The following is a 3,040-nucleotide window of genomic DNA, read 5'->3' as shown; positions in this document are numbered from 1 at the left end:
ACTCCGCGGTAAACTCCCCTGTGTAGGCGTCCCCTTTGGGTCTCTCCAGCAAAACATCCTGGGCGACTTTCTTGCCCAGCGATTCGATGGTGAGCACAATTTGCCGCAGCCCGAAGTCGGGATCCTCTGCTTTTATCCTTAGCGGGAGACTTCCGTTGACCGGCACGCTCACCCGGGTCTCGCGAGGCGATTCCCATCGGGCGGCAGGAGGCAGGTCTGGAATAACTTCAATCGTGTACTTGACGGGATCCACACTCGGTCGTCCATCCTGACCTTCCGCCCGGATCGAGTACACGGAGTATTCCCGCAGAGAGCTCCCTGCTTTGTTGAGCTTCAACCGCAAGGTCGCCCTGGCCTGCTTCCCTTCCACAGCCATACGAAGTGTCCCCCGCTGATCTCCGTCCATGGTGATCTCGGCACTCCGCAGGGGTTCTGGAGCCTCTGCGTGGATGGTCACTTCCGTTCCTTCAATGGCCTGGATGTCGCCCAGGTTCTCGACCACGCGCGGCTCGAGCTTGGTGTAAGCGGGAAACCGGTACTCGAGCTTTTGGATTTTAACGCGAAGGGGGGTTACGACTGTGAGATGGTAGTCGGGAGTGACGGCATCCCCCGCCATCAAGCGATAGGTCGTATTCTGCTGAATGGATGGCGACAATTCGCACTCATAACGTCCCGGCTTATCCGGAGCCGGTTGAAGCGGAATGACCTGGTCGACCGCCTGTCCGTCAGCCGTGGAATACACAACGCGGGCTTCCTCGCCTTCCCGCAGTCCCTGGATCAAAGCCGACACGACAACGCGGTCTCCCTGCAGAACTTCTGCGGTGCCCGGCTGGACCACGTCAATTTTGACCCGGCTCGGGGGTGCGATGCGGCTCCAGGGGAACACGGCCCGGGCAGCCGATACCAGGGGATTCTTGGGCGATAAGAGCACAAGCAGTGCGAAGAGCGCCATCAATGCGATGAGGACATATCCTGTGCGGAGGATCGCCGATCGATCCACCACAACCTCCGGCGAGACCTGCGACACCTGTTGGGCGGTGTTCCGCTCCAGGCCGCGAAACACGTTGAGCTTGAGTGGATCGCTGCGCAGGGCGTCCTTTTGTCCACGCAATAAAAGAAAGCTGATCAGGGAATGTTTGAGAGTGGGGACTGCTTGTTCGACCTGGTAGGCGGCAAAAACGGGATGAATTCGGCGAATGAGATAAGGCCCCAGCGACAGGACGATCCAACCAGCACTCGCCAGGATAAAAACAATCCACAAGAGCCATCGTACCGCGGTGGGCATTCCGTGCGGATAAATCCACTGATCCACCACGGCGGCGAGAAGGCCGTAGGCAATCATCCCCGCCACAAGCGCCAGCGATCGCCAGACGATCTCGACTGTGGCGATCTTCCGACGCATCGCTTCCACCTGTCTGAGGATCAGGACCTCCTCATCCTCAGGCGGCAAACCCGCTTCCGGAGGAGGCGGTGGCAACGGTCGGACGTCAGCAACCGCACGGCCCATCACTGCATTGTTTCCTCATGTTCGACCCACCCCAGGTCGCGTTGTCCCTGCCCCTTTTTCCTGACACTTTGCGAATGCGGTTTTCCACAGTTTCAGTCGGGACAAGCACACACGGATAGTCTGGCTGTTATAGGACATAAAACTCAAGTTTTTCACCAGCTTTTCTAAGGATATTATAGCAGCGCGTGGTTCGCATCGACCAGTTCCGACCGCCGTCGCACGCGTTCCGGTAGAGGGCAATTCATGAATTGCCCCTACCAGTCGGAGGGACGTGCTTGTCAGGGCCGATGAAACACCGATTGATGATCCATCCCGCTTCGCCGGGCACGACAAGCGTGCCCCTCCGATTTTCGGAGGGACCTGCTTGTCAGGTCCGCTTGTCAACCCTGGATGTTCCATTTCAATTCGACGGACCCGACGAGCGGGTCCCTCCATTGCACGCATTGAAGGCTCGAGTTCCAGACACAGCGTTTGCGCAGTTTTATCCCGTTCATGGGGTGGACTGCAGCGCCCGGTGCCATCAGGGCCAACGGCAAGGTGGTGAAGGCTAAAGCCTTCACCGGAAAGCGGCGATGAATCGCCGCACTCCAAATGGACGTGCTTGTCACGTCCGTATTCAACGCCCCGTATTCAGGGGTCCGTATTCAACACGCCACGTGCATAGAGGCATGCGTACCATCAAGGAAGAGACTTCGGAAGACTGGGCAGGTTGTCCACCGGACAGCCCACCTTTCCCGCAATCTCGGCCGCCACATCATCGACGGCAGGATCCGCGAGACGATAATCGGATGGCTGATGGAGATAGGCAGGCTTGGTCAACGGGAGTGGGTTGCGCCATGGAATCGCCCCGTACGCAGGGTTCTGTTCATGCTCTGACCGCCAGTAGCTCATCCAAGATTCAAACGACACATAGAAGACGTTGGAACCCGGCTCGCCCGGGGTGATGGACCAGAATCGGGTAAACATTTCGTAAAAGTTATCCTGCCCGAACCACGAAAACGATCGCAGCGCCTTTTCCAGCGACATCCCCACCTGCTCGATGAAACTCGCATCCCGGGCAGCTATAAAAATGCTTGCCTGGCTTTCCACTCGGACGGGAAGCAGATGCCACTGATAGGCAGTGAGCCGCTGGCGACAGAGTCCCTGACGGCAGAAGGCTGTTACCCGTTGCAGCGCAACTTTCCACTGTGCCCCAGCTTCGGGAGTACGGTCTGTTCCCGCCACATCCAACAACCTTCCGTCAACAGCGATCAGCGACTCGCTGATGCGCAATTCTCCTCCTCGAACGCCCAGGCTGCGCAGCACACCACCCTGGCCCCGGATGACGGACTGCTTTACCTCGATCACGTTACCAGGACTCGACTGGTCCAGGTCAGAGGCCAGAGCCTTGACCAGGATCTCGCTCTGCGGATCATCTGATGATTCGAAGACGACGGGTGCCGCCGAGGGGGCCAGCATCGGTGATCGGTTTTCATCCACCACAAGTGTCACCACACAGTTTGTGAACGTGACACGAGCCTTTTGGACCATCTG

2 protein-coding genes are annotated in these 3,040 nt (G+C 58.4%); both read right to left on the bottom strand.

Translation table 11 applies throughout. The annotated features are described in order from the left end of the window. On the bottom strand, positions 1-1,507 hold a 1,507-nt coding region (locus tag H5U08_RS14230), incomplete at its 3' end, for a DUF4175 family protein (protein WP_366494625.1). Between the two features lie 678 nt (positions 1,508-2,185). Continuing rightward, positions 2,186-3,040, bottom strand: an 855-nt coding sequence (locus H5U08_RS14225) for a hypothetical protein (protein ID WP_297034421.1), incomplete at its 5' end; no start/stop codon positions are given.

This window comes from Thermogutta sp., assembly GCF_014359955.1.
Classification (GTDB): Bacteria; Planctomycetota; Planctomycetia; order Pirellulales; family Thermoguttaceae; genus Thermogutta.
Note: the sequence above shows the minus strand (reverse complement) of the source record. Positions and strands in the feature narration are given on the sequence as shown.